Raw genomic sequence first — 24,650 nt, 5'->3', positions numbered from 1 at the left:
GCAGTCGGCGCTCAGTGCCGCAACGGCCATGCCCCCGTGTGATCGGCCTCGGCACTCACGTACCGCGCACACGCATCGGTCAACGCCTCCAGCAGCGTGAGCGGGTCCGGAAGCGCATGCTCCGGCCCGCGCACCCACCGCACCGCCTGGTCACCGGGGAGCCGGGCGGGCGGTACGAGGACGTAGGACCCACGGCAGTGCCAGCGCAGGCCCGGGTGCTCGTCCATCGTCTCGGGGTGGCAGTCCAGCTCGCACGGCCACCACTCGTCCTCGTCCTCGGGGGTGCCCCGGGTGAGGGTGAAGAACAGCATGCGGCCGTCGTCGCTCTCGGTGACGGGGCCGACCTCGATCCCGGAGTCCAGCAGCCGCCCCAGCGCCTCCCGGCCGGCCTCCAGGGGCACGTCGAGCACGTCGTGCACCATGCCGGTCGCGGTGATGAAGTTGGCCTGCGGCTGGTGCCGGGCCCAGCGCTCGACCTGCGCGCGGTCGGTGGTGGACTGGGTCTGCCAGGCGAACGAGACCGGGTGCCGGGCCGGGGTGGGACAGCCGATCCGGTCGCAGGAGCACCGGTAGCCGGCCGGGTGCGCGGCGGGCGCGAGGGGCAGTCCGGCCCCGGCGGCGGCGAGCAGCAGGTCCTCCCGGCCACCGTCTCCGGCGGCCTCCTTCGGCCGGCGTCCGCGCAGCCACTGGGAGATTTTGCCCTGCCGGCCGGTGCGGCCGCCGAACTCCGCGCTCATCTATCCCCTCGCCTCGCCGTCGTGCGCTCCAGGATGCCCTATGGTCGCACCAATCCGTGCTTCGGGGTCGGGGACGGACAAACTTCCCAGGTCAGCGCGGAGCCGGTCAGCGCGGAGCGAGTCCGTACAGGGCGTACTCGACGAGGGTGTCGGTGTATTCGTACGAGAACGGGGCGGTGCGCTGGAGCCAGCGCTGGGCGAGCGGGGAGACGAACAGCTCCAGCGCGATCCGCGGATCGACGTCCGGCCGGATGTCCCCGGCCTCCTGGGCGGCGCGCAGCCGGTCGACGTAGAGCTGGAGCGAGGGCTCCAGCAGCTTGGCGACGACCACGCGGCCGAGTTCCTCGTCGACCACGCCCTCGGCGGCCAGGGCGCGGGACGGGCCCTCGAACCTCGGGTCCCGCAGTTCGTCCACGGTGGCCCGCAGGACGAGCTTCAGGTCGGCGGCGAGGTCACCGGTGTCCGGAATGCCGTACGACTCCTGCCCCGCCCCCTCCCCGGCCTGCTCGGCGAGGTGGAGGAAGGCCTCCAGCAGGACGTCGGCCTTCGAGGGCCACCAGCGGTAGATGGTCTGCTTGCCGACGCCCGCGCGGGCGGCGATGCCCTCGATGGTGGTCCTCGGGTAGCCGACCTCGGCGACGAGGGCGAGGGCGGCGTCGTAGATGGCCCGGCGGGACCTCTCGCTACGGCGCTTCTGAACGGGCTTCTGATCGGACATGGCCTGAACTTATCAGTTGACAAGACGCTCCGTCTCGCGGACAGTCGCTTTTGCGAGACGAACCGTCTCGTACCGATAGGCGGGCGAAGCTGTCCGCCTGCGACGGAAGGAACCCCCGTGCCCCGAGGCGGAGCAGGAAACATGCTGGGCGTCGGCGGCCCTCGCCGGAACCTCGGCCGCGGGGCGCTGCGCGGCGCCGGTGCCGACGGCCGGTTCGGCGGCGGCCCGGACGCTCGGAACCAGAAGCGGGAACTGGCCCGCAGGATGCGGGAGAAGCAGCAGAAACGACAGGCGGAGGAGGGGTCGGCAGGGGAACAGCCGGAGAGCACCGCCGACTAGCCGGTCAGCCGGTGGCCGGCGGCGGCCAGGCGTCGCCCCAGTCGGTGGCGCGGGCCGCCCGGTACAGGTCGCCGTGGCGTTTGGTGACCGTGGTCCGGCGCAGGGCGGGCTCGGTCTCGCACAGGTCGAGCAGGACCTGCCCCTTGCGGATCTGCGGTCGCCGGACGACCCGGGAGGCGGCCGGCGCGACGGTGAGGCCGGGCACGTCGGGGAGGCGGGTGGCGGCGACGTAGCTGAACTTCTCGTCCTCGTAGGCGAGAGAACCACCCTTGACCTGCCGGTGCAGCGAGGAACGGCTGACCCGCGCCGAGAAGTGGCACCAGTCGGTGCCGGGGGCGATGGGGCAGGCGGCGCTGTGCGGGCAGGGCGCGGCGACGCGGAAGCCGGCCGCGACGAGACGGTCCCGGGCCTCGATGACGCGCTCGTAGCCGGCCGGGGTGCCCGCCTCGACGATCACGACGGCCCGGGCGGCGGACGCGGCGGCGTCGACGAGGGCGGCGCGATCGGCGGGGGTTAGTTCGTTCAGGACGTAGGAGACCGTGACCAGGTCGGTGCTGCCGAGGTGCAGCGCCGCCCCGATCCGGGCGCGCTGCCAGCGGGCGTCCGCGAGGGCCGGGTTGGCGGCGGCGATCTCCCGGCCGAGCGCGAGCGCGGGCTCGGCCCAGTCGAGCACGGTCACGGGCCGGGCGCCGTCCCAGGTGTCGGCGACCGCCCAGGTGGCGGCGCCGGTGCCGCCGCCGACGTCGACGTGGTCGCCGGGTGCCCAGCCGGGGACGGCGGCGGCGAACGCCGCCAGGGCCGAGCGCACCGCCTCGAAGGTCGCGGGCATCCGGTACGCGGCGTAGGCGGCCACGTCGGCGCGGTCCCGCAGGATCGGGGCGTCGGTCGGGGTCGCCCCGCGGTAGTGGGCGATCAGCCGCTCCACGGCCTGCGCGGCCTGCCGGGGCGGCAGCCCGTCGAGCAGACCGGCGAGGGCGGACCGCAGGGTGTCGGCGGGGGCGGTGGGGGCGTTCACCCGGCGATTCTACGGGGGTGAGGGGCCCCGCCCACGGGGGCCGGGGGGTCCGCTCACGGGGGCCGCGGGGTCCGCTCACGGGGCCGGCCGCGGGGTCCGCTCACGGGACCGCGGGAGTCCGGCGAACGGTCCGCACGGTGCGCGACCCCGCTCTCACCTGCCGCGTGCGCCAGAGGCCGGACGCGTCGCCGGCGCCGCGCGGGGCCGGCTGTCCGGCCGCCAGAGGCGACGCGAGCAACCTCACCCGCCACGCACAGCCCGGGCCAGACGCGTCGCCGCCGCCGCGCGGGGCCGGCTGTCCGGTCGCCGCGGGCGGCGCGGGTGCACCGCGTTGGCCAGGAGCACCAGGAACGTGTCCGTCGCCCGGTCGAGGACCAGCATCGTGCCGGTGAAGCCGGTGTGCCCGGCCGCCCCGCGCCCGGCCAGCTCCCCCATGAACCACGGCTGGTCGAGGGCGAAGCCCAGGCCCGGCGGCGCCAGCAGCAGGTCGGCGAAGTCGGGGCCGAGAATGCGCGCCGGCCCGTACGCGCCGCCCGCGAGCAGCGCGCGGCAGAACACGGCCAGGTCCCGGGCGGTCGAGAACAGCCCCGCGTGACCGGCCACCCCGCCCAGCGCCCAGGCGTTCTCGTCGTGCACGACGCCGCGCAGCATCCCCCGGTCGGCCTTGGCCCACGGCCGCCGCTGGTCCTCGGTCGCCGCCGCCTCGGGGCAGGGGCCGAACCGGGTGGCCGTCATGCCCAGCGGGCGGGTGATGCCGTCGCGGACCAGAACGTCCAGGCCCCGGCCGGTGATGCGCTCCAGGAGCTGCTGGAGGAGCAGCATGTTGAGGTCGGAGTAGCAGTAGGTGCCGGGCACGCCCACGGGCGGCTCGGCGCGCAGCCGGTCCAGCCGCTCGGCGTCGTCGGCGCAGTCGTACAGCGGGAGTTCGGGCCGCAGTCCGGAGGTGTGGGTGAGCAGCTGCCGCACGGTGACGCGGTGCCGGGCGGCGGCGCGGAAGTCGGGCAGGTACGCGCCGACCTCGGCGTCGATGCCGAGGGTGCCGCGCTCGATCTGCTGCACGGCGGCGACGGACGTGAACAGCTTGGTGAGCGAGGCCAGGTCGAAGGGCGTGCCGACGGTCACCGGCACCCGGTCCGGGGGCGGCAGTTCCACGGGCGCCTCGCGGCCGGCGTCGTAGGACGCGTACCGCACGGCCCAGCCGGCCGCCTCCTCGGCGGCGAGCACCGGGCCGCGCCCGGCCGCCACGACGGCTCCCGGCGCCCACGGGTGCTCGCCGGTGGTGAGGGCGTGGACCTCCCGGACGAGGTGGCGGAGCTGCCCGGAATCCAGGCCGGCCCGTTCCGCCGTGCCGCTCCGCAGTCTCGGTGCGCTCAGCTCGCTGCTCCTTCCGTGTCCCCGCGTGCGCCGCCGTTGTTCCCGGGACGGCACAGTCCCACGAAGCAGCCCGCGGCCACCAGCGCTGCGCCCAGCTGGACGACGGCCATCGGCAGGGCGGTGTCCTCTCCGGCGATGCCGACGAGCGGGGAGGCGATCGCGCCGATGAGGAAGGAGGACGTGCCGAGCAGCGCGGAGGCGGAGCCGGCGGCGTACTTGACCCGCATCAGGGCGAGGGCCTGGGTGTTGGGCAGGGTGATGCCCATCGCGGACATCAGCACGAACAGCGCGGCGGCGACGGGTGCGAGCCCGACCTCCCCGAAGACACCGAGGGACATCAGCAGCAGCGCCGTCGCGGCGGCGACGACGATCGCGAGGCCCAGGCCCAGCACCCGGTCGAGGCGGACCCGGCCGACCAGGACCTTGCCGTTGATCTGGCCGACCACGACGAGGCCGACGGAGTTGAGGCCGAACAGCAGGCTGAACGTCTGCGGGGAGGCGCCGTGGATCTCCTGGATGACGAACGGGGACGCCGAGATGTAGGCGAACAGTGCGGCGAAGGCGAAGCCGCCCGCGAGCAAGTAGCCGGAGAAGGCCCGGTCGGCGAGCAGTCCCCGCATCGAGCGCAGCGCCTCCCCCACCCCGCCGCGGTGCCGCTCGGCGGCGGGCAGCGTCTCCGGCAGCTTCGCCCACACGATGCCGCCCAGCAGCACGCCGAGCACGGTGAGGACGACGAAGACGCCCCGCCAGTCCGTCACCCGCAGGATCTGCCCGCCGATCAGCGGCGCGACGATCGGGGCGACACCGGAGATCAGCATCAGGGTGGAGAAGAAGCGGGCCATGGCCACGCCGTCGTACAGGTCGCGGACGACGGCCCGGGCGATGACGATCGCGGCGGCGCCGGCGAGCCCCTGTGCCAGCCGGCAGGCGACCAGGAGTTCGATGGTGGGTGCGAACGCGCACAGGGCGGTGGCGACGACGTAGACGGCGAGGCCGCTCAGCAGCGGGCGGCGGCGTCCCCACCGGTCGCTCATCGGCCCGACCACGAGCTGGCCGAGGGCCATGCCGGCCAGGCAGGCGGTGAGCGTGAGCTGGACGGTCGCGGCGGGCGCGTGCAGGGCGCGGGTGACCTCGGGGAGCGCCGGGAGGTACATGTCCATCGCCAGCGGAGGCGTGGCGGTCAGTCCGCCGAGGATCAGCGTGACGAGCAGACCGGTGCGGCGGGCGCCACGCAGCGTGCGGGGCGGCGTCGTCGCTCGGGCGGTGTGCGGTTGTGCGGTGTTCGGTTGTGCGGTGTCCGGTTGTGCGGTGTCCGGTTCGGCTGCCCCGCGCTCGGGCATGCGGCCCCTCCCTCTTCGACGGATCCGGCACCTATGCTCTCAGTTCATAGGAACCGCTTGTGCGATGTGCTTCTTGTACGACGTGCTTCTTGTGCGTTGTGTTTCTTGTGCGATGTGCTTCTTGTACGGCGGACCGCTTGTGCGACGAGCGAGGGTGGGGCGAGGGTGACCGGGCAGACGGTGCGGTGGGGAATTCTGGCGACCGGCGGGATGGCGGCGACGTTCACGGCGGATCTCGTGGACCTGCCGGACGCGGAGGTCGTGGCGGTGGCGTCGCGGAGCGAGGCCTCGGCGAAGGCGTTCGCGGAGCGCTTCGGCGTCCCCCGGGCGTACGGCGACTGGGCGGAGCTGGCGCGGGACGAGGACGTCGACGTGGTGTACGTCGCCACCCCGCACGCGGCGCACCGGGCGGCCGCCGGGCTGTGCCTGGAGGCAGGGCGGAACGTGCTGTGCGAGAAGCCGTTCACGCTGAACGCGCGGGAGGCCGAGGAGCTGGTCGCCCTCGCCCGGGAGCGCGGGAGCTTCCTGATGGAAGCGATGTGGATGTACTGCAACCCGCTGGTGCGGCGCCTGAAGGCGCTGGTCGACGACGGCGCGATCGGCGAAGTGCGCAGCGTGCAGGCCGATTTCGGGCTGGCCGGTCCCTTCCCGCCCGCCCACCGGCTGCGGGACCCGGCGCAGGGCGGCGGCGCGCTGCTGGACCTGGGCGTGTACCCGGTGTCGTTCGCGCAGCTGCTGCTCGGGGAGCCGTCGGACGTGGTGGCCCGGGCGTCGCTCTCGGCGGAGGGCGTCGACCTCCAGACGGGCGCGCTGCTCACCTGGGAGACCGGTGCGCTGGCCTCGGTGCACTGCTCCATCGTCGGCGGCACGCCGAACTCCGCGTCCGTGACCGGCTCCAAGGGCCGCATCGACGTCCCGCACGGCTTCTTCTACCCCGACCGCTTCGTGCTGCACCGGGACGGCCGCGACCCCGAGGAGTTCGCGGCCGATCCGGCCGACGGGCCGCGGGCCAGCCTCAAGCACGAGGCCCGCGAGGTGATGCGGGCCGTGCGCGCCGGGGAGACCGAGTCCCCGCTGGTCCCGCTGGAGGGCACGCTGGCGGTGATGCGGACGCTCGACGCGATCCGGGACCGCGTCGGCGTCCGCTACCCGGGCGAGAGCGCTCCGGCCGAGGCCGTGGCGCCGGTGGTCACGCCGGCTTGAGCCCCTGGTCCCCGACCTCGGTGACGAAGGACGCGGCGGTGGTGAGCGGTGCGCCCTGCGTGGTCACGTGGGAGACGGTCTTGTAGTCGACCCGCGCCAGCTCCCGGCCGAGGGACACCGTCGCGTAGCCGCGCTGCCCGTTGTAGAACTTCATGTGCGGGTTGGCGGCCGTCAGTGTGTCCCAGTTGGACGGCTTCGCGGCGCCGTCGCCGCCGCTGGTGATGGACGTGGTGACGATCTCGGTGCCCATGGTCCGGGAGTCCGGGTCCGCGAAGTCGCGCTTGATGTCGAAGCCGTAGTGGACGTGCACGTCGCCGGTGAGGACCATCAGGTTCCGGATGCCGGCGGCCTGCGCACCGGCCAGCACCCGTTCGCGGGAGGCCGGGTAGCCGTCCCAGGCATCCATGGAGACCTTGGACGGCAGGGTGGTGGAGTTGTGCCGCCGGGAGAAGGTCACCTGCTGCGGCACCACGTTCCACACGGCGTCCGACCGGTGCCAGCCGCCGATCAGCCAGCGCTCCTGGGCGTCACCGGTGAGGGTGCGGCCCGGGTCCTCCGACTCGGGGCCGGGGTACTGCCAGCCGTCGCCGTAGGCCTGGTCGGAGCGGTACTGGCGGGTGTCGAGGACGTCGAACTGGGCCAGCCGGCCCCAGTGCAGACGGCGGTACAGCCGGAGGTCGGGGCCGTCGGGGAGCTGCGGCCGGCGCAGCGGCATGTTCTCCCAGTAGGCCCGGTAGGCGGCGGCGCGCCGGAGCAGGAACTCCTCCGGCGGGACGCCGTTCTCGGGGGTCTCGTCGGCGTAGTTGTTCTCGGTCTCGTGGTCGTCCCAGGTGACGACGAAGGGGTGCGCGGCGTGCGCGGCGCGCAGGTCGGGGTCGGACTTGTAGAGGGCGTACCGCAGGCGGTAGTCCTCCAGGGTCACCGTCTCGCGGCGGAACAGGTCGGGCAGGGTGCCGGCCGGGTAGGCGCGGGAGCCGGCGGAGGAGTTGACGGCGTACTCGTAGAGGTAGTCGCCGAGGTGGAAGACGACGTCCACGTCCTCCTCGGCCAGGTGCCGGTACGCGGTGTAGTAGCCCTGGTCGTAACGCTGGCAGGAGGCCAGGGCGAAGGTGAGGGCGGAAGCCCGGCTGCGCTCCTGGGGCGCGGTGCGGGTGCGGCCGGCGGGGCTGACGAAGCGGCCGGCGCGGAAGCGGTAGTAGTACACGCGGCCGGGGGCGAGGTGGTCGACCTCGACGTGCACGGTGTGGTGGAACTCGGGGTGGGCGGTGGCCCGGCCTCGTCTGACGACGCGCCGGAACCGCTCGTCGAGGGCCAGCTCCCAGGTGACGGTGATGCGTTTGGCGGGCAGTCCGCTGTCGGCCTGGTACGGGGCGGGCGCCAGGCGGGTCCACAGCAGGACCGAGCCGGACTGCGGATCGCCGGAGGCGACACCGAGCGTGAACGGGTCGTCGGTGAGCTGTGCGGCGTCGAGTTCGGCGGCGCCGGCGGTACCGGCGGCCGGCAGGTTGACGGAGAAGGCGAGCGCCGCGGCGGCGCCGGTGACCGTCAGGAAGCGTCGGCGGCCCAGGTGCCGGGCGGCCGCCCGGAGTTCGGGCGTGTGCGGGGGCTGGTGGTTCGCGGGTGTCATCCGTTCCTCCCCTGGCGATGGCTGCAGGGAGCATTCGAATGGCCCGGGACGACCCCCGATTGGCACGGACATGACCGGTCCGTTGCGGACGGATGAGTTCCGTTCGGTGGCCCCACACGTACGCTGCGGAGCCATGAACACCGTGAGAACCACCGACGAGGGGGCGGCTGCGATGGCCGGCAGGGAGAAGGCGGAGCGGATCGCCGTGGTCACGGGGGCGGGCTCCGGCATCGGCCGCGCGGTGGCCGTGGAACTGCTCCGCGCGGGCTGGTCGCTGGCCCTGGCCGGCCGCCGCACCGAGCCGCTGGAGGAGACGGCGGCCCTCGTGCCGGACGGCACCGCCCTCACCGTCCGCACCGACGTCTCCAGCCCGGAGGACGTGGCCGCCCTGTTCACCGCCGTACGCGAGCGTTTCGGCCGCCTGGACCTGCTGTTCAACAACGCGGGCACGTTCGGCCCGGGCGGCGTGCCGTTCGAGGAACTCCCCTACGACGCCTGGCGGCACGTGGTGGACACCAACCTCAACGGCGCGTTCCTGTGCGCGCAGGCGGCGTACCGGCAGATGAAGGAGCAGGACCCGCAGGGCGGCCGGATCATCAACAACGGCTCGATCTCGGCCCACACGCCCCGCCCGCACTCGGCGGCGTACACCGCGACCAAGCACGCCCTGACGGGGCTGACCAAGTCACTGTCGCTGGACGGGCGGGCCCACAACATCGCGGTCGGCCAGATCGACATCGGCAACGCGGCGACCGACATGACGGCCCGCATGCAGGCCGGCGCGCTCCAGGCCAACGGGGAGGTGGCGCCGGAACCGGTGATGGACGTCGCCGACGTGGCGCGCACGGTGCGGCACATGGCGGAACTGCCGCTGGAGGCGAACGTGCAGTTCGCGACGGTGCTGGCGACGGCGATGCCGTACGTGGGGCGCGGCTGAGGAGCGGGCTTCGGCGTTCACACAATCGGAGTGTGAACTACCGCTCCATTGCGGCCGATGGGGGACCTGTGCTCAACTTTCCTCCACCAGAGCTTCACAAATGGAGCACCGGTGAGCGGCTGTCTTCCGCAGGCCATACCGAGGGGGGCAGGCGGCAGCCGTTCCACACACCGGCCGGGGGTGCGCCCCGCGCGGGGCCGCGGGGTGCGCGCCGGTGGGCGGAACGGCTGCCGCGCGGATGGCGGGCCGAGGCGGAACGCGGACCGGCGTTGCGGCCGGTGAGGCCTGGCCGATCAGGCCTGGCCGGTCTCGAACCGCGAGATCCTGCCGTCCTCGTCCACGTCGAACATCCATCGGGTGCGCATCTCGCCCCAGGTGTCGTTGCGGTAGCGGGCGATGAGGGCCCGCCCGCCGTTCGACTCCTTGTCGACCTCCAGGTGGCCGTTGGCGGAGAAGATCTCCGCGTCGATCCACTGGTCGAGGTCACGGTCGGCGCCGTCGTCCGCCATGGTGGCGTCCGGGGCGAGCACGGACAGGAACGCCGCACGGTCGTGGGCGTTGACGGCGGCGACGAAGGCGCGGACGGCCGGGTCGCTGAGTCGGTTGTGCCGGATCGTCATGCCGGTCAGCGTCACACCGGTCCCGGAGCCCCGCCACCCGGGCGAGGCACTCGGGCCGGCCACCCGAACGGCGCCCGCGGCGGGCCGTCGGGCGGTCCTTGGTGCGACGGTGGGGAAAGATCCGCTGTTCCTCGGACGGCGGGCCCGCGTCCTTCGGCCGGCCCGCCCGCGTTCCCTGCCCAGCGGCCCGCTGCTCGCACGTTCTCATGAGGGAGTCGACGTGACCTGTTCCGACCGACGTGATCTCGGCCTGCTGCTGCTCCGTCTGGGGACGGGCGGTGTGCTGGCCGCGCACGGCGCGCAGAAGCTGCTCGGCTGGTTCGGGGGCGGCGGGATCGAGGGGACGGGCCAGTTCATGGAGTCGGTCGGCTACGCGCCGGGCAAGGCCAGCGCGACGGCCGCGGGCCTGGCGGAGGCCGGCGGCGGAACGCTGCTGGCGCTGGGCCTGGCCACACCGGCGGCCGGTGCCGCGGCGGCCGGGGCGATGGCGGGCGCGGCGGCAGTGCACACCCCCAACGGCTTCTTCGCCCAGGCCGGCGGCTACGAGTACGCGGTGTCCCTGGGGCTGACGGCCGCCGGGCTCGCGGTCACCGGCCCCGGGCGCCTCTCCCTGGACCACGCCCTCGGCCACGCCGTCAACCGGGGCTGGATGGTCCCGGCGGCGTTCGCGGCGGTCGCGGCGGCGACGACGGTGGTCCTGGGAGCGCGGAACAAGCGGCTGCGGAGGGCGGCGGAGGGCGAACAGCAGCCCCTCTTCGACTGACGCACCGCTCGCCCTGCCGCCCGTGACAAGCTGCCCCTCATGAGCGACGACGACCACGGCAGCGCCCGCGCCGACCTCTGGGACGCGATCGACGACCTGGGGAAGTGGCTGGACGCCGAGCGCGACCGCGCGGGCGGGGCCCGCTCTCCCGCCGACGGCCGGGAGGACCTGCTGCTGCGCATCCTGAAGCTCTCGGAGGAGGTCGGCGAGGTCGCGCAGGCGGTGATCGGCGCGACGGGCCAGAACCCGCGCAAGGGCGTCACCCACACCTGGGACGACGTCCAGTCGGAACTGTGCGACGTCGTGATCACGTCGATGGTCGCACTGCGCACGCTGACGCCGGACGCCCGCGAGGTGTTCGCCCGGCACCTGGCCCGGGTCACGGCGCGGTCGCTGGGCGGCTGAACGGTGCAGTAGGCGCGCGGCGCAGAGGCGGGCGCGACGCAGAGGGGCGGCGTGGGAAAGGCCGGACGTGGGAGAGGGCGGACGTGGGAGAGGGCGGGCGGACGGGCGGACGTGGCGGAGCCCGGGAGTCATGTCCAGCTCCCGGGCCCCTGGGGATGCCACCCGATTGCGCACGCCGGCGGCTTTAAGAGGACGGATCAGTCATCAGACCGTCGTGTTCTGCCATTGAACTACCGCACCAGGAAGAGGTGCAGACGAAATTCGAACTCGCACCCGACGGTGTTCGCCCGTCCCCGGTCGCACCGGCGATCGGCGGCGATGCTGAAGCTGGAGCGAGAGTCTGAGATTGACGGCACGGGTGGTGTGCCCGCGCCCTTCAGGCTGAACTTCAGTTTCAGCTTGCGCTCATCACGCGAACCGGTCCTCATTCCGGCCCGCGCCTGTTGCGCACCCCCGCGCTCGCACGCGGGGGCGTTCGTGGATGCTACCCGTGGCCGCGCCCTCAGCCGAACAGGTAACCGAACACCGCGTCCCCGACCCGCTGGTCGGTGACCTCGGCTCCGTTGGCCTCCTCGCGGGCGAACTTCACGGCCTGCTGGAGCTTCTCGACCCGCTCCAGGAGTTCGTTCACGCGCCGCGCCGGAAGCGCTCCGGAGAACTTCACCGTCGTCCAGTATCCGACGGCGATGTCCTCGTAGTACACGTCGACCTGCGCGGGGTGCTTGTCGGTCGCCTCGGCCTTGACGTGGTTGCGCGGCACCTTCTTCGTACGGATGGTGCGCACCGCGTCGGTCTTCCACCAGTCGGTCGACGGGTCGAGGGACCAGGACTCGGCGGCGTCGAGCACGGGCAGCTTCTTGACGAAGACGTGCAGCTCGGTGAGCTGCTTCTCCAGGAAAAGCAGGTAGCCGACCGGCACGTCGGCGAGAACCGTGCGCCCGTCGACCACGACGTCCGCCCGGGCGGTGCAGTTGGCCCAGTCCTTGGTGGCGGTGACGTCGAACAGCCGGGTCAGCGACGCGGACATCTCGCGCAGCACGTCCTCCGCCATGACCTGCACCCGCGTGGACTCGGGCGGCAGCTGCTCGCCCTCCTCGTCCTTGGGCTGGTAGGTCCGCGAGATCCCGGCGAGCAGCGCGGGCTTCTGCACCTTGTGGTGAGCCGCGGTCACGTCCTGGAGCGCCTTGCTCTCGACGCCCTTCTCGACGGCGATGATCTGATTGAGTTTCGCCACGTCGTCCCCCTCTTTCGAACACCGGGACCATAACGAGGCGTTCCGCGCCCCTGCACCTGCTTTTCCACCGCGGGGGCGCCGCGAGGCGCCGTCCACCGGCCTGGCAGGGGCGCCCCATGACCGACACCCCGGAGCGCGGACTTCCGCGGGGCGACAGACGAGTCGGGCTGTACGCCGGGTTCTGTTCCCCGGTTCCCTCGCGGGAGCCGGGGCGACGGCCATCCATCTACGACCGGTGTTGCCACCGGCCTCCAGCGGTCTACCCGCGGACTCGGGCGGGCCGCCCTCGAACATCCGCGCAGAAGCGCCGGGGCGCTTCCTTCTTGACCTTGCTCCGGGTGGGGTTTACCTAGCTGCCCAGGTCACCCTGGGCACTGGTGGTCTCTTACACCACCGTTTCACCCTTACCGAGGACCGAGGTCCCCGGCGGTCTGCTTTCTGTGGCACTGTCCCGCGGGTCACCCCGGGTGGCCGTTAGCCACCACCCTGCCCTGTGGAGCCCGGACGTTCCTCGGGAAGCCCCGCTAAGGGGACTCCACGCGGCCGTCCGCCCGGCTCGTCTGCCGTGTGGACCATGGTACCCGGCGGGCCGGCCGCTCCGGCGCCGCGGGCTTCGGCGCCGAAGCCGTCGCCAGGACCGAGCCGGCCAGGATCAGCGTGAAGGCGACGCCGATGCCGAGGGACAGGTCCTCGCCCAGGAAGAGGGCGCCCGCGGCGACGGCGACCGCCGGGTTGACGTAGGTGATGACACCGGCCCGGGTCGGGCCGATCTCCTTGATCAGCTCCAGGAAGGCCACGAAGGCGATCGCGGTGCAGACGACGCCGAGGCCGGCGAGGGCGGCCAGCACCTCGCCCGAGGGCAGGGCGGCGGGCCGGGTCAGGAAGGCGGCGGGGGCGTAGACGAGTGCGGCCAGGGTGAGGCAGGGGGTGATCAGCTGGAGGGTCGGGACGTCCTTCAGGTGGCGGGCGGCTATCAGCGGCGCGGTGGCGTAGCCGACGACCGTCACCAGCACCTCGGCCAGCGAGCGTGCGTCGCCGCCGGTGAGGTGCGGCACCGTGAGGACGGCGACGCCCCCGAGGCCGAGGGCGAGTCCGGTCGCCCGGCGGGCGCCGATCCGTTCCTCGGCGCCGAAGAAGCGGGCCAGCAGGACGGCGACGATGGGGACGCCCGCGATGAGCAGGCCCGCCGTGGAGCTGGACAGGTGGCGTTCGGCGTCGGTGAGGGTCCACCAGGGGCCGACGATCTCGATGATCGCGAAGGCCAGCATGGGCTTCCAGTGCGCCCGGACGGTGCGGGCGAGGCCGCCTTGGCGGAGGGCGAAGGGCAGCAGCAGCGCGGCGCCCAGCGCGCACCGCGTGAACACCACCACGGACGGGGACACCGCGTCCACCGCCACCTTGATCATCAGATAGGGGATGCCCCAGACCACTCCCATCAGGGAGAACAGGAACCAGCCGCGTGCAGTCATGCCGGGAGTCTGGGCCCCGTCATCCCCTGCCGTCTTGAACGCTGTTGCGGTACGCCGCCGGGGTCACGCCCACCACCCGGCGGAACCAGCGGGTCAGGTGGGCCTGGTCGGCGAAGCCCACGAGCGCGGCCGCCTCGGCGGGGCGCAGCCCGGCTTCGAGGAGGGCGCGGGCGCGGGTCACGCGGTACTGGGCGAGCCAGGCGTACGGCGGGAGCCCCATCGTCGTACGGAAGGCGCGCAGGAGCTGGTAGCGGGACAGGCCCAGGTCGGCGGCGAGGGCGGCGAGGGACGGCGGGGCGAGGAGTTCGTCGGCGAGGCGGTCGCGTACGGCGCGCGCCGTGCGGTCGGCGCCGGGGACCGTGTCGTCGCAGGCGCGGGCCGTGGAGTGGCGGCGGGCCAGTGCCGTGAGCAGCCAGGGGAGGCGGCACTCCGCTTCCAGGGGGTCGGGGCGGCGGGCCAGGTCGGTGTGTGCGGTGCGCAGGGCGCGGGCGAGTTCCGGGTCCTGGAGGACCGGTTCGCGGAAGTGCGGGAGGCTGCCGCCGCGGGTGCCGTCGGTGAGGAGGGGCGGAGCCGCGTACAGGGCTTGGTAGGCGTAGCCCTCGGGGGCCGCCGGGCCGCCGGTGTGCACCTCGCCGGGTTCGAGTACGACGATCGAGCCGGGGCCGGAGTGGATGTGCCCGCCGCGGTAGGCGATGACCTCCAGGCCGCCGACCGTGACGCCGACGGTGAACTCGTCGTGCGCGTGGGGGGCGTAGACATGGCGGTCGAAGTGAGCGGTGAGGAGGTCGAGGGGAGGGCCGCCGGGGCCCAGCTGGGCCCTGGTCCACCTGGTCTGTTCGCGTGTGTCCACCCCTCGCGCCCCCTTCCCACGTCCCTGCCCCTCCCGGCAGGGGATCAGAGGAAGTCCGCGGTGTCCAGGTCGAATCCGAAGGGCTCCGGCAGGGCCAGCGGCTTGCCGAAGGGGCGTGTGCAGTGCTCCCGGTAGTCGTCCTTCTCCGGAGTCCTGAACAGCGTCACCGATGTCTCCTCGCGGTCGACGAGGAGGTAGAGCGGGACGCCGCCGCGGGCGTAGCAGCGGCGCTTGGCCTCGCGGTCGGCCCTGGGCTTGGTGGACGTCACCTCCAGGACCATGGCGACTCCCTCACAGGGCATCCAGGGGTCGGCGCCGCGGTAGAGCCTGAGTTCCCTGGGGGCGAATGTGCCGTCGGGGATCACGTGATCCTTCGGGCAGCCGCCCCCGCTCCGCAGCTTCAGCCCCTTGTTCCCGGAGAACTGCATGTCGGTTTGGGAGCGCCTGATCACCTGGTTCACGATCAGCGCGATGCAGTCCTCGTGGTCCCCGTCCGGCGGCGGTGTCACAACGATCTCCCCCTCGATCAACTCGGCCCGGAAACCCTCCGGCGTGTCCAGGGCGAGGAAGCCCTCCAGCAGGACCTCTTCCTGCGTGCGCGACTCGTGGGCCATGGCAGTCATGTCACGCCCCTCCTTCGGTCGCTCGCCAGACTGGGACATCGGCTGATCACCTGTCCGAAAGATCGGAAACCGTTCCCTCGATCGTGGCACAGCATCACGGCCACCGTCGGTCGCCGGTCCGGTCGGCGCTTGACCCTGTCGCGACGTCAACGTCTCTACTGGGGGCATGCGGATCGGAGAACTCGCCGACGCCGTCGGCGTCACCACGCGGACCGTGCGGCACTACCACCACCTCGGGCTGCTGCCCGAGCCGGAGCGGCTGGCGAACGGGTACCGGACGTACACCCTGCGGCACGTCGTCGTGCTGGCCCGGACCAGGCGGCTGACCGAGCTGGGGCTCGGGCTCGCCGAGGTGCGGGACGTGCTCGCGGACGAGGCCGGGAAGGACCTCGCCGAGGTGCTGGAGGAGCTGGACGCGGACCTGGCGCGGCAGGAGGCCGCGATCCGGGAGCGCCGGGTGCGGCTGCGGGCCTTGCTGGACGCCGGGGAGCTGCCCGCCGAGGGGCCGGTGTCGGCGGAGCTGGCCGCGCTGTTCGCGGACCTGGCGCACGCCTCCGACTCCCCCATGGCCGCCCGGGACCGCGAGATGCTGGCGCTGCTGGAGAGCACGGCCGGCCCGGAGGACCGGGAGCGGCTGCTCGGCGTGGTGCGCGGGGCGCTGGACTCGCCGGAGGCGGTGGCCCGCGCGAACCGGGCCTACGCCCTGCTCGACGGCCTCGTCGACGCCGGCCCCGGTGATCCGCGCGTCGCGGAGGCGGCCCGGGCCCTCGCCGACTGCATCCCGGCGGAGATGCTGCCCGAGGACGAGGTCGTCCTCGACTCCCGCCACAGCTTCCTGCGGGCGTTCTACGCCGACTTCCCGCCGGCCCAGGCGGAGGCGATCCGGCAGGCCATACGGATCGCCTCCGGCGGGAGGCGGCCGTGAGGGCGGCGGTACGGATCGGGTACGTCCTCGTGCGGCACGAGCTGCGGCTGCTGGCGAGCCTCACGCTGTGGGCGGCGCGGCGGACCCACGGGACGGGCGGCGGCGGGCGGGCGTTCGGGTATGCGCGCGGGCAGGGCGCGGTGATGTTCGGGTTCGGGTTCGTGTGCGTCGTCGAGACGGTGATGATGGCGCTGCTGCTGCGCGACTGGCCGGCGGTGCATCTCGTGGTGCTCGTGCTCGACCTGTACACGATCCTCTTCGTCGTCGCCCTGCACGCGGCCTGCGTGGTGCGTCCGCACGTGCTGGACGCGGACGCCGGGGTGCTCCGGGTCCGCCGGGCGGTCCACATGGACGTACGGATACCGCTGGAGCGGATCGGCTCGGTCCGCCGTGAGCTGCGCATGAGCCATGAGCGGGCCGACGGCGAGCTGAACGTGGACGTGGGCTCGCAGACCTCGCTCACCCTGGAACTCACCGGGCCCGTCGCCCACGTCTCCTTCTTCGGGCGGCGGCGCGAGGTCCGGGTGGTGCGCTGCCACGCCGATGACGCCGACGGCCTCGTACGGGCGGTCACCGAGGCGCGGTCCGCCCTGGTCCGGGGCGTTTGACGCCGAGCGGCAGGCCGTACTCTGTCGGGGGGCCTCAGAGCGAAGGAGTACGTGTGCTTGTCCTGTTGCCGCCGTCCGAGGGGAAGGCGCCGTCCGGCCGCGGCGCCCCGCTGAAGCCCGAGTCGCTGTCGCTGCCGGGGCTCGGCGCGGCCCGTGAGGCCGTCCTCGACGAGCTGGTGGAGCTGTGCGCCGCCGACGAGGAGAAGGCGCGCGAGGTGCTCGGGCTGAGCGAGGGGCTGCGCGGCGAGGTCGCCAAGAACACCGGGCTGCGGACGGCCGGTGCGCGGCCCGCCGGGGAGATCTACACGGGAGTGCTCTACGACGCCCTGGACCTGGCCTCCCTCGACGCGGCCGGCAAGCGGCGGGCCGCCCGGTCGCTGCTCGTCTTCTCCGGGCTGTGGGGCGCGGTCCGGGTGACGGACCGGATCCCCTCCTACCGCTGCTCGATGGGCGTGAAGCTGCCCGGCCTCGGCGCGCTGGCCGGGCACTGGCGTGCGCCCATGGCCGAGGTGCTGCCCGAGGTGGCGGGGGACGGGCTGGTGCTGGACCTGCGGTCCGCCGCGTACGCCGCCGCCTGGAAGCCGAAGGGCGAGGTCGCCTCCCGGACGGCGACCGTGCGGGTGCTGCACGCGCCGACCCGCAAGGTGGTCAGCCACTTCAACAAGGCGACGAAGGGGCGGATCGTACGGAGCCTCCTCACGTCCGGCTCCGCGCCGAAGGACCCTGCCGAGCTGGTGGAGGCGCTGCGGGAGCTCGGGTACGAGGTGGAGGCGGAGGCGCCCGCGAAGGCGGGGAAGGCGTGGTCGCTGGATGTGCTGGTGGCGGAGATCCACTGAGCGGCTCCGGTGAGCAGCTCAGCTGAACGGCTCCGGTGAGCAGCTCCGGTGAGCAGCTCTACGAGCCGTTGCACCCTGCGCAATGAGCTTTGCGCAGGGTGCTTGCCGTGGGCACGATGAGGCCATGACCTCACCGCGGCCCGCCTTCCCGCCCCTCTCCTCGCCCTCCCTGCCCTTCTCCCCGCCCGCCTCCGTGCTGGATCTCGCGTCCGTGCTGCCCGTCGTGGTCGTCGAGGACGCCGCCGACGCCGTACCGCTGGCGCGGGCGCTGGTCGCCGGGGGGCTGTCCGCGATCGAGGTGACGCTGCGCACGCCCGCCGCGCTCGACGCGATCCGGACCGTCGCCGACGAGGTGCCGGACGCGGTGGTCGGCGCCGGCACCGTCATCACGCCGGGGCAGGTCGCCGCGGCCGTGACCGCGGGGGCGCGGTTCCTGGTCGGCCCGGGGTGGACGGAGTCCCTGCTGGAGGCCATGCGAAGGTCCGGGGTGCCGTTCCTGCCGGGGGTGTCGACCGCCTCCGAGGTGGTGGCGCTGCTGGAGCGCGGGGTGCGGGAGATGAAGTTCTTCCCGGCCGAGGCGGCGGGCGGCACCGCCTATCTCGCGTCGCTCGCCGGTCCGCTGCCGCAGGCCCGCTTCTGCCCGACCGGCGGCATCGGCCCGGCCACCGCGCCGGCGTACCTGGCGCTGCCCAACGTCGGCTGCGTGGGCGGCGGCTGGATGCTGCCGAAGGAGGCCGTCGCCGCCCGGGACTGGGCGCGCGTCGAGGCGCTGGCCCGCGAGGCGGCGGGGCTCGGCGTGGGCGGGACGGAACGTTAGCGCAGGTGCGAGGTGTCGTTGAGGAGGCGGACGCTGGCGTTGCCGTCGGCGTAGTAGGCGATCGCCGAGAGGGAGGCCGCCGACAGCTCCATGCGGAACAGCGCCTCGGGCGGGGCGCCCAGGGCGAGGCGTACGAACGTCTTGATCGGCGTCACGTGGGAGACGAGGAGCACCGTGCGGCCCGCGTAGGCCCTCACCAGCCTGTCGCGGGCCGCGGCCACGCGGGCGCCGGTCGCCGCGAAGCTCTCGCCGCCGCCGGTGGGCGCGACGTCCGGTGAGGCCAGCCAGGCGTTCAGGTCGTCCGGGTGGCGCTCGCGGACCTCGGCGAAGGTGAGGCCCTCCCAGGCGCCGAAGTCGGTCTCCCGCAGGCCCTCCTCGACGGTCACGTCGAGGCCGAGGCGGTCGGCGACGATGGCGGCGGTCTCGCGGGTGCGGGCGAGGGGTGACGACACGATCGCCTGGATCGTGCCGCGCCGGGCGAGCGCCGCGGCGACCCGCGCGGCCTGCTCCCGTCCTACGGCGGACAGCGAGGGGTCGCTGCCGCCGCTGCCGGAGAACCGCTTCTGCGGGGTCAGCGGGGTCTCGCCGTGCCGGAGGAGGACGAACGTGGCGGGCGCCCCCATGTCCGGCGGCCCCCAGCCCGGGGAGGCCACGGCCTTCGCGGCGCGCACGTCGGCATCGGCGGCCCGTGCGGCGCCTTCGGCCTCGGCGGTCCGGGCACCGGCGTCCGCCTCGACGTCGTCACCACTCGGCGCCGCGAGCGCGGGTGGGGGCGGGGGTGCAGGTGTGGGCGCGGGTGCGGGTGGGCCGGTGTCGGTACCGGCTGCCGTCCCCGTCGTATCCGCCGGTCGGCGACGGCGGGAGGGGGGCTCCCCGGCGGAGGGGGGCTCCCCGGCGGAGGCGGACGTCCCGGCGGAGACGGGCCCCCCGACGGAGCTGGGTCCCCCGGCAGAGGCAGGCTCCCCGGCGGAGACGGACTCCCCGGCAGAGGCGCGCTCCCCGGCCGAGGCGGACGTCCCGGCAGAGGCGGACTCCCCGGCGGCGCCGGGCCCCCCGGCAGAGGCGGACTCCCCGGCAGAGGCGGACTCCCCGGCAGAGGCGCGCTCACCGGCCGGGACGGGTCCCCCGGCGTCCAGTTCTGCCGTGGACGTCGACGGGGACCACGCCTCGCCGCGCGCCCCCGCGTCCATCGCCTCGTTCGCCAGGCGGTCGGCGTGCTTGTTGCTCTCGCGCGGGATCCACTCGTACGTCACCCGGCCCACCGGGAAGACCCGCATCGCCTCGGTCGCGAGCGGCTTGAGGTCGGGGTGCTTGATCTTCCAGCGGCCCGACATCTGCTCGACGACGAGCTTGGAGTCCATCCGGACGTGCACCGTCGCCGCCGGGTCCAGTTGGTGCGCGGCGCGCAGGCCGGCCAGCAGGCCCCGGTACTCGGCGACGTTGTTCGTGGCGACGCCGATGTACTCGGCGGTCTCCACGAGGCTCTGTCCGGTCGCCGCGTCCCGCACCACCGCGCCGTACCCGGCCGGGCCCGGGTTGCCCCGCGACCCGCCGTCGGCCTCGACCAGGAACTCGCGCCCGGACTCCGCTGCCGCCTCGCTCACCGAACCGGCCTCCTACAGGCCCGAGTCGGCCGTGCGCACCAGGATGCGGCGGCAGTTCTCGCAGCGCACCACCGTGTCGGGCGCCGCCGAACGGATCTCGCTCAGCTCGGTGATCGCCAGCTCCTGCCGGCAGCCCTGGCAGGAACGCTGGTACAGCTTGGCCGCGCCGATGCCGCCCTGCTGCTCGCGCAGCTTGTCGTAGAGCTTCAGCAGGTCGGCGGGGACCGAGCCGGCGACGACCTCGCGCTCCTTGGTGACCGCCGCGGCCTCGCCGTCGATCTCCTCGAACGCGGTGTCCCGGCGAGCGGTCGCGTCGTCGATCTTCGCCTGCACGGAGGCGACCCGGTCGGTCAGCTCGGCGACCCGCTCCTGCGCGGACTCGCGGCGCTCCATCACCTCCAGGACGACGTCCTCCAGGTCGCCCTGCCGCTTGGCGAGGGAGGCGATCTCGCGCTGGAGGTTCTCCAGGTCCTTCGGGGAGGTGACGGCCCCGGAGTCCAGGCGCTGCTGGTCGCGGGCGGCGCGCTGGCGCACCTGGTCCACGTCCTGCTCGGCCTTGGTCTGCTCGCGCGCGCAGTCGCTCTCCTCGGTCTGCGCGGCCACGAGCAGGTCGCGCAGCTGGACGTGGTCCTTGGTCAGCGACTCCAGCTCGGCGTGCTCGGGCAGGGACTTCCGCTTGTGCGCGAGCTGCTGCAGGCGCGTGTCGAGGGCCTGGACGTCGAGGAGTCGGATCTGGTCGGCGGGCTCGGCGTTCAGTTGGGGGCTCCCATTGCGCTAGGGGTCGGGGTGGACGCCGCGTGGGCGGTCCAGGGGTCGGTGACCGTCTTCGAGACGTGGACGCGCAGGTCCCATCCGTGCCGGTCGGAGATCTCGTCGAGCTGGCTCGCGGCCAGCTCGCACCAGGGCCATTCGGTGGCCCAGTGCGCCGCGTCGAGCAGCGCCAGAGGACTGTGCTCACGGGCCTCCGACACCGGGTGGTGGCGCAGGTCCGCGGTGAGGAAGGCGTCGACGCCGGCCGCGCGGACCTGCTCGAAGAGGCTGTCGCCGGAGCCGCCGCTGACGGCGATCGTGCGGACCACCGCCTCCGGGTCGCCGGCGACGCGGATGCCCTGTGCGGTGGCGGGCAGCCGCTCGGCGGCGCGGGCGGCCAGTTCACGCACGGTCAGCGGGTGGTCCAGGGCGCAGATCCGGCCGAGACCGCGGCGGCCGTCGGGGTCGCTCGGGTCCGGCACCAGAGGGCGTACGACTCGCAGGTCGAGGGCGCCGGCGAGCGCGTCGGAGACGCCCGGGTCGGCGGTGTCGGCGTTGGTGTGGGCGACGTGCAGCGCGACGTCGTTCTTGATCAGCGTGTGCACCACGCGGCCCTTGAAGGTGGAGGCCGCGACCGTGGTCGTACCGCGCAGATAGAGCGGATGGTGGGTGACGAGCAGGCCGGCGCCCAGCTTCACCGCCTCGTCGGCGATCTCCTGCACGGGGTCGACGGCGAACAGGACCCGGTCGACCTGCTGGTCGGGGTCGCCCACGACGGTGCCGACCGCGTCCCAGGACTCGGCCCGCTCGGCGGGCCACAGGTTCTCCAGCGCGGCGATGACTTCTGACAGACGGGGCACGAACGCAAGGCTACCTGGCCCCTTCTTCCCGCCTGAACCCGCGCCGCGTTCGGACCCGGACCGGCGCCCGCGTGCGCGCCTGAACCGGCGTCCTCTCGCGTGCCCCGGGGAGGGGGTGTGCGGCCGCCGCCCCGGCCCCGCGCAGCACACACCCCTCTGCTTCCTCAGCCGAATCGTTCCTCTCCCACCCATATGTGTGAAGCGGACGGCCGCCGATGCCCCGCCCGTGCGTGCGAAAACTAGCTTCGTCGCTGGAGGTGACCGAACGATGACGGCCTGTGCCATCGAACCTTCGGCGGACCCGGGGGACGACGGGGTGCCGCGCGCGGAGTGCGCCATCACCGCCGACGGCGCCTACGCCGCCCGCCTGGCCCGCAGCGGCGACTCCTGGTACCCGGAGCGCTGGACACTGGACGGCCCCGAGCCGTACGCGGTACCGCTGCCCGGCAACCAGCCGGAGGAGCCCGGCACGGAGGTGCAGCCGATGGGCGACGGGCGGGTGCTCATCCACCGGCGGGCGGCCAGCCGGCACGTCTTCACGCTGCTGTACCCGACCGGGCCCGGCACCGGCGAGCTGCCGCTGGGCGCGGTGGAGTGCCCGGACGACGCCACCCGGCTGCGGCTGCTGCCGCCGGCACCGGGCGGCGAGCGGGCGTACGCCCTCGCCGTCGGGCGGCGTTCGACGGTCGTGTGGCTGGTGGCCGGGGGCGCCTTCGGGCCCGAGCGGCTCGCCGAGGTGCCCGGCCGCTGCTCGGGCGGGGTGTGGCTGGACCGTACGGCGCGGATGCTGGCGCTGGACCGGGAGACCGGGGGCCGCACCAAGGCGGTCATCGTGGACCTGGCGCGCGGCGGCGAGGTGTCGCCGCTGCTCCAGATCGCCGCCGACAGCGACGACCGGGTGCTGCTGGCCGACCCGGACAGCGGGCTGCTGCTGATCGGCTCGGACGCCCCCGCGCCGGGGCAGGCGCCCCGGCTGGGCTGGGGGGTGCTGGGCAGCACGCTGCCGGTGCGCTTCCCGGAGTGCCTGCGGCTGCCGGACTGCGCGGTGACGCCGTTCGCGATCCAGCCGGGGCAGGTGCTGACGCCGGAGCGCTGTGCGGTGGCGCTGCGCCTGGACGGGGCGTTCGGCAGCTGGGTCGGGGTGTGGCGGCCCGCGGAGCGGCAGGTGCATCACCTTCCGGCACCGCAGGGCTGGCTGGCGGGCGGCGGGACGTGGACGGCGGACGGTGTGCTGCACCTGCCGTACGCCACGCCGGAGCTGCCCTGCGGCCTGGCCCGGCTGCCCGCCCCCGCCCCGGGCGACACCGGCTCGGGAGACGCAGGGGGCACAGGAGGCGGGGACGGTACGGGGGGCGCGGAGGGCACAGAGGGCACCGGCGGCGCGGCGGCCGGGGCCCCGGCGGATCCGGCGGCCCGGGGCGGCTCCACTCCGTCCGCAGCCTCCGCGGCGTCCACGGCGTCCACGGCGTCCACGGCGTCCACGGCAACGCCGGACGGACCCGTGGAACCGGGCCTCCCGTCGGCCGCCGCGCCCCGCCCCGTACCGCTGCAACAGGCGCCCCTGGCACGGCTTGTAACGAAGTAGTGGCGGTTGGCGTGGCCGCCTGGATTCGGTCCGCGGTGTGCCGGTTACACTCGCCCGGCTATAGGAAAGATCATGTTGACGGGGTGAATTCCTTCCGATGAGCGACGCCAGCACGAATCAGCCGATGCAGGGCGACGGTGCCGACGTTCAGGAGATCGGCGCCGGCTCCGGCCGGCACCGTGGTCCGGTCTCCTTGCAGGCCGCCGAGACGGCCCCCCGGGGCCGCCACCGCAAGCCGTCCGAGGAGGCCGAGACCGCGGCCTGACGGCACATCACATCACATCTCGGTGGCCCCGTCCTTCGTCACGAAGGGCGGGGCCACCGGCGTTCAGCGGTCCATGCCCGGCGGAGGCCGACGCAGGTGGCGTACGTCAGGTGTGCTGGACCACGGTGCCGGCGAGGACCGGGGCGTCCCCCCGTTCGACGGCGCTCACGGTGACCCGCACGACGCCCCCGCCGTCCCCGCCGCCCCCTCCTTCTCCGCCGTCCCCTCCTTCTCCGGCCTGCTGCCACATGCGCACCCGTAGCGTCTCCCCGGGGTGGACGACTCCGGCGAACCGTGTGCGGTAGTCGCGTACCCGGGTCACGTCACCGTCGAGCAGCGTGTCGACCACGGCCTTGAGCGTGATGCCGTAGGTGCACAGCCCGTGCAGGACGGGCCGGTCGAAACCGGCCCGAGCGGCGAACTCGGGGTCGGCGTGCAGCGGGTTGAGGTCGCCGGACAGCCGGTAGAGCAGCGCCTGGTCCTCCCTGGTCCGCCGCTCGACGACCTTCCCGGGCTCCCCGGCCGGCGCCTCGGACCGCCCGGACGGGCCGCGCTCACCGCCCCACCCGCCTTCTCCCCGTACGAAGATCTGGGCGTCGTCGGTCCACAGCGGCCCGTCCCCGTCGGCCACCTCGGTGCGCAGGACGAGGACGGCCGCCTCGGCCTTGTCGTGGACGGCGACGATGCGCGAGGTGGCGGTGGCGGTGCCGCGGACCGGGACCGGCCGGTGCACCCGCAGACGCTGCCCGCCGTGCAGCACACGGGCCAGATCGACGTCGACCCCGGGCATGGACAGGCCGCCGATCACCCCGGGTGCGCCGGCGCCGGCGACGGTGGCGAAGCTCGGCAGGACGTGCAGCCGGGATTCCAGCGTGTAGCGCAGCTCGCGTGGGTCGGTGGCGGGGACTCCGGCGCCGATGCCGAGGTGGTAGAGCTGGACGTCCTTGGGTGCCCAGGCGATCTCGGCGGAACGCGGTTCGGCGGCGAGTGCCACGGCCGGGTCGATGGGCATGAGTCTCCTGATCACGACGTCGCGAAGCCGGAGCCCCGGCACGGCCGTCCGCGCCGTCGGCCGCCGGTGCCGCCCTTGGGGCCCTCCTGCCACGCGGTCCGGGAACGCGTGCCAGTCCGGCGTCCGGCCGTCCG

At 74.1% G+C, this 24,650-nt stretch carries 25 protein-coding genes, 1 other RNA gene and 1 pseudogene; 11 read left to right on the top strand and 16 right to left on the bottom strand.

The window, feature by feature from the left end:
* Positions 1 to 11 precede the first annotated feature (11 nt).
* On the bottom strand, positions 12 to 737 hold the full coding sequence (locus tag ACLGIH_RS24415) for a bifunctional DNA primase/polymerase (protein WP_416527415.1): 726 nt from the start codon (positions 735 to 737) through the stop codon (positions 12 to 14).
* A gap of 106 nt (positions 738 to 843) precedes the next feature.
* Positions 844 to 1,455, bottom strand: coding sequence for a TetR/AcrR family transcriptional regulator (locus tag ACLGIH_RS24410; RefSeq protein WP_416527414.1), 612 nt, complete (start codon positions 1,453 to 1,455; stop codon positions 844 to 846).
* Positions 1,456 to 1,596: 141 nt separating this feature from the next.
* On the opposite strand from ACLGIH_RS24410, the gene ACLGIH_RS24405 reads away from it, so the two are divergent.
* A complete protein-coding gene (locus ACLGIH_RS24405) occupies positions 1,597 to 1,794 on the top strand; it encodes a DUF6243 family protein (RefSeq protein WP_416527413.1) in 198 nt (65 codons plus the stop codon).
* A 4-nt stretch (positions 1,795 to 1,798) separates the two neighbouring features.
* On the opposite strand, the gene ACLGIH_RS24400 is transcribed toward ACLGIH_RS24405, so the two are convergent.
* The 3 genes from ACLGIH_RS24400 to ACLGIH_RS24390 all read right to left on the bottom strand — a co-directional run bounded on the left by ACLGIH_RS24400 (position 1,799) and on the right by ACLGIH_RS24390 (position 5,523).
* The gene (locus ACLGIH_RS24400; RefSeq protein WP_416527412.1) at positions 1,799 to 2,809 is read right to left on the bottom strand and encodes a small ribosomal subunit Rsm22 family protein; all 1,011 of its coding nucleotides are present in this window, start codon (positions 2,807 to 2,809) and stop codon (positions 1,799 to 1,801) included.
* A gap of 240 nt (positions 2,810 to 3,049) precedes the next feature.
* A complete protein-coding gene (locus tag ACLGIH_RS24395) occupies positions 3,050 to 4,237 on the bottom strand; it encodes a serine hydrolase domain-containing protein (RefSeq protein ID WP_416527411.1) in 1,188 nt (395 codons plus the stop codon).
* Positions 4,180 to 5,523, bottom strand: a complete 1,344-nt coding sequence (locus ACLGIH_RS24390; RefSeq protein WP_416527410.1) for a multidrug effflux MFS transporter — start codon at positions 5,521 to 5,523, stop codon at positions 4,180 to 4,182. The genes ACLGIH_RS24395 and ACLGIH_RS24390 overlap by 58 nt, the downstream gene beginning before the upstream one ends.
* A 165-nt stretch (positions 5,524 to 5,688) precedes the next feature.
* Here ACLGIH_RS24390 and ACLGIH_RS24385 point away from each other — a divergent pair, with 165 nt between their 5' ends.
* Positions 5,689 to 6,726, top strand: a complete 1,038-nt coding sequence (locus ACLGIH_RS24385; protein ID WP_416527409.1) for a Gfo/Idh/MocA family protein — start codon at positions 5,689 to 5,691, stop codon at positions 6,724 to 6,726.
* Here ACLGIH_RS24385 and ACLGIH_RS24380 read toward each other — a convergent pair.
* Positions 6,713 to 8,353, bottom strand: a complete 1,641-nt coding sequence (locus ACLGIH_RS24380) for an alkaline phosphatase D family protein (protein WP_416527408.1) — start codon at positions 8,351 to 8,353, stop codon at positions 6,713 to 6,715. The genes ACLGIH_RS24385 and ACLGIH_RS24380 overlap by 14 nt on opposite strands.
* 133 nt (positions 8,354 to 8,486) lie before the next feature.
* Between ACLGIH_RS24380 and ACLGIH_RS24375 the strand changes: the two genes are divergently transcribed.
* Positions 8,487 to 9,290, top strand: coding sequence for an SDR family oxidoreductase (locus tag ACLGIH_RS24375; protein WP_416527407.1), 804 nt, complete (start codon positions 8,487 to 8,489; stop codon positions 9,288 to 9,290).
* A gap of 293 nt (positions 9,291 to 9,583) precedes the next feature.
* On the opposite strand, the gene ACLGIH_RS24370 is transcribed toward ACLGIH_RS24375, so the two are convergent.
* Positions 9,584 to 9,910 (bottom strand): nuclear transport factor 2 family protein, encoded by a 327-nt coding sequence (locus ACLGIH_RS24370; protein WP_416527406.1) that lies wholly within the window; start codon positions 9,908 to 9,910, stop codon positions 9,584 to 9,586.
* A 220-nt stretch (positions 9,911 to 10,130) separates the two neighbouring features.
* Between ACLGIH_RS24370 and ACLGIH_RS24365 the strand changes: the two genes are divergently transcribed.
* Together ACLGIH_RS24365 and ACLGIH_RS24360 are read left to right on the top strand one after the other, a co-directional pair.
* Positions 10,131 to 10,673, top strand: a complete 543-nt coding sequence (locus ACLGIH_RS24365; protein ID WP_416527405.1) for a DoxX family protein — start codon at positions 10,131 to 10,133, stop codon at positions 10,671 to 10,673.
* A 39-nt stretch (positions 10,674 to 10,712) separates the two neighbouring features.
* Complete coding sequence (locus tag ACLGIH_RS24360; RefSeq protein ID WP_416527404.1) at positions 10,713 to 11,078, top strand: MazG-like family protein; 366 nt, start codon at positions 10,713 to 10,715, stop codon at positions 11,076 to 11,078.
* Positions 11,079 to 11,580: 502 nt separating this feature from the next.
* Here the strand turns inward: ACLGIH_RS24360 and ACLGIH_RS24355 are convergent.
* From ACLGIH_RS24355 to ACLGIH_RS24335, 5 genes and pseudogenes are all read right to left on the bottom strand, one after another.
* Entirely contained in the window at positions 11,581 to 12,312 is a 732-nt protein-coding gene (locus ACLGIH_RS24355; protein ID WP_416527403.1) for a DUF7873 family protein, read from the bottom strand.
* A gap of 154 nt (positions 12,313 to 12,466) precedes the next feature.
* Positions 12,467 to 12,871: RNase P RNA component class A (rnpB, locus tag ACLGIH_RS24350), an RNA gene on the bottom strand.
* A 130-nt stretch (positions 12,872 to 13,001) separates the two neighbouring features.
* Positions 13,002 to 13,718, bottom strand: a pseudogene (locus tag ACLGIH_RS24345) (DMT family transporter); the annotation flags it as partial.
* Positions 13,719 to 13,800: 82 nt separating this feature from the next.
* On the bottom strand, positions 13,801 to 14,631 hold the full coding sequence (locus ACLGIH_RS24340) for an AraC family transcriptional regulator (RefSeq protein WP_416527402.1): 831 nt from the start codon (positions 14,629 to 14,631) through the stop codon (positions 13,801 to 13,803).
* 44 nt (positions 14,632 to 14,675) lie between these two features.
* Positions 14,676 to 15,254: a Uma2 family endonuclease gene (locus tag ACLGIH_RS24335; protein WP_416527401.1), complete on the bottom strand. Its 579-nt coding sequence runs from the start codon at positions 15,252 to 15,254 to the stop codon at positions 14,676 to 14,678.
* A 166-nt stretch (positions 15,255 to 15,420) separates the two neighbouring features.
* Here ACLGIH_RS24335 and ACLGIH_RS24330 point away from each other — a divergent pair, with 166 nt between their 5' ends.
* The 4 genes from ACLGIH_RS24330 to eda all read left to right on the top strand — a co-directional run bounded on the left by ACLGIH_RS24330 (position 15,421) and on the right by eda (position 18,440).
* Entirely contained in the window at positions 15,421 to 16,179 is a 759-nt protein-coding gene (locus tag ACLGIH_RS24330) for a MerR family transcriptional regulator (RefSeq protein WP_416527400.1), read from the top strand.
* Complete coding sequence (locus tag ACLGIH_RS24325) at positions 16,176 to 16,787, top strand: hypothetical protein (protein ID WP_416527399.1); 612 nt, start codon at positions 16,176 to 16,178, stop codon at positions 16,785 to 16,787. Before ACLGIH_RS24330 ends, ACLGIH_RS24325 begins: the two co-directional genes overlap by 4 nt.
* 53 nt (positions 16,788 to 16,840) lie before the next feature.
* On the top strand, positions 16,841 to 17,623 hold the full coding sequence (gene yaaA, locus ACLGIH_RS24320; RefSeq protein WP_416527398.1) for a peroxide stress protein YaaA: 783 nt from the start codon (positions 16,841 to 16,843) through the stop codon (positions 17,621 to 17,623).
* 124 nt (positions 17,624 to 17,747) lie between these two features.
* Positions 17,748 to 18,440, top strand: a complete 693-nt coding sequence (gene eda / locus ACLGIH_RS24315; RefSeq protein WP_416527397.1) for a bifunctional 4-hydroxy-2-oxoglutarate aldolase/2-dehydro-3-deoxy-phosphogluconate aldolase — start codon at positions 17,748 to 17,750, stop codon at positions 18,438 to 18,440.
* Here eda and ACLGIH_RS24310 read toward each other — a convergent pair.
* Genes ACLGIH_RS24310 through ACLGIH_RS24300 form a run of 3 tightly spaced genes read right to left on the bottom strand, consistent with a single transcriptional unit; the run spans position 18,437 to position 21,654 of the window.
* Complete coding sequence (locus tag ACLGIH_RS24310; RefSeq protein WP_416527396.1) at positions 18,437 to 20,044, bottom strand: bifunctional RNase H/acid phosphatase; 1,608 nt, start codon at positions 20,042 to 20,044, stop codon at positions 18,437 to 18,439. The genes eda and ACLGIH_RS24310 overlap by 4 nt on opposite strands.
* Before the next feature lie 12 nt (positions 20,045 to 20,056).
* The gene (locus tag ACLGIH_RS24305; protein WP_416529463.1) at positions 20,057 to 20,800 is read right to left on the bottom strand and encodes a zinc ribbon domain-containing protein; all 744 of its coding nucleotides are present in this window, start codon (positions 20,798 to 20,800) and stop codon (positions 20,057 to 20,059) included.
* The gene (locus ACLGIH_RS24300) at positions 20,797 to 21,654 is read right to left on the bottom strand and encodes a Nif3-like dinuclear metal center hexameric protein (protein ID WP_416527395.1); all 858 of its coding nucleotides are present in this window, start codon (positions 21,652 to 21,654) and stop codon (positions 20,797 to 20,799) included. Before ACLGIH_RS24300 ends, ACLGIH_RS24305 begins: the two co-directional genes overlap by 4 nt.
* Before the next feature lie 268 nt (positions 21,655 to 21,922).
* Between ACLGIH_RS24300 and ACLGIH_RS24295 the strand changes: the two genes are divergently transcribed.
* Together ACLGIH_RS24295 and ACLGIH_RS24290 are read left to right on the top strand one after the other, a co-directional pair.
* Positions 21,923 to 23,239, top strand: a complete 1,317-nt coding sequence (locus ACLGIH_RS24295; protein ID WP_416527394.1) for a hypothetical protein — start codon at positions 21,923 to 21,925, stop codon at positions 23,237 to 23,239.
* 97 nt (positions 23,240 to 23,336) lie between these two features.
* Entirely contained in the window at positions 23,337 to 23,504 is a 168-nt protein-coding gene (locus tag ACLGIH_RS24290; RefSeq protein WP_416527393.1) for a hypothetical protein, read from the top strand.
* A 106-nt stretch (positions 23,505 to 23,610) separates the two neighbouring features.
* Here ACLGIH_RS24290 and ACLGIH_RS24285 read toward each other — a convergent pair whose 3' ends face one another.
* Positions 23,611 to 24,516 carry a MaoC/PaaZ C-terminal domain-containing protein gene (locus ACLGIH_RS24285; RefSeq protein WP_416527392.1) on the bottom strand — a complete coding sequence of 302 codons (906 nt, stop codon included), beginning with the start codon at positions 24,514 to 24,516 and terminating at the stop codon, positions 23,611 to 23,613.
* Between the last annotated feature and the right edge of the window lie 134 nt (positions 24,517 to 24,650).

Source organism: Streptomyces hamibioticus, from assembly GCF_047946815.1.
GTDB lineage: Bacteria > Actinomycetota > Actinomycetes > Streptomycetales > Streptomycetaceae > Streptomyces.
The sequence above is the reverse complement of the archived record's forward strand: the minus strand, read 5'-3'. Positions and strand labels throughout refer to the sequence as shown.